Genomic DNA, 734 nt, shown 5'->3' on the forward strand with positions numbered 1-734 from the left:
CAGACAACCAGGATGTTGGCTTAGAAGCAGCCATCATTGAAAGAGTGCGTAATAGCTCACTGGTCGAGTGACTCTGCGCCGAAAATGTAACGGGGCTAAACGGACCACCGAAGCCGCGGATGCCGGAAGGCATGGTAGGGGAGCGTTCCCGGGGCGTCGAAGTCGCACCGTGAGGTGCGGTGGAGCGCCGGGAAGTGAGAATGCCGGTGTGAGTAACGAAAAGAGGGGTGAGAATCCCCTCCGCCGAAAGCCTAAGGGTTCCTGAGGAAGGTTCGTCCGCTCAGGGTAAGTCGGGACCTAAGCCGAGGCCGAAAGGCGTAGGCGATGGAGAACAGGTTGAAATTCCTGTACCACCTCCACTCCGTCTGAGCGATGGGGGGACGCAGGAGGGTAGGGGATCGCGCGGCTGGAAGTGCGCGTCCAAGCGGTGAGGCGGGCGTGTAGGCAAATCCGCACGCCACAGACGCTGAGCCGTGACGGCGAGGGAAATTCATAGTACCGAAGTCCCTGATCCCACACTGCCGAGAAAAGCCTCTAGCGAGGAGTGAGGTGCCCGTACCGCAAACCGACACAGGTAGGCGGGGAGAGAATCCTCAGGCGCTCGGGAGAACTCTCGTTAAGGAACTCGGCAAAATGACCCCGTAACTTCGGGAGAAGGGGTGCCCCGGTAGGGTGAGCCTTCGGGTGAGCCCGAGGGGGCCGCAGTGAAGAGGCCCAAGCGACTGTTTATCAAA

At 60.4% G+C, this 734-nt stretch carries 1 rRNA gene; it reads left to right on the forward strand.

Annotated features, from left to right (window positions below):
- Window positions 1-734, forward strand: a 23S ribosomal RNA gene (locus RZO55_RS03000); the annotation flags it as partial.

It is taken from the genome of Clostridium boliviensis (genome assembly GCF_033342255.1).
GTDB lineage: Bacteria > Bacillota > Clostridia > Lachnospirales > Lachnospiraceae > Lacrimispora > Lacrimispora boliviensis.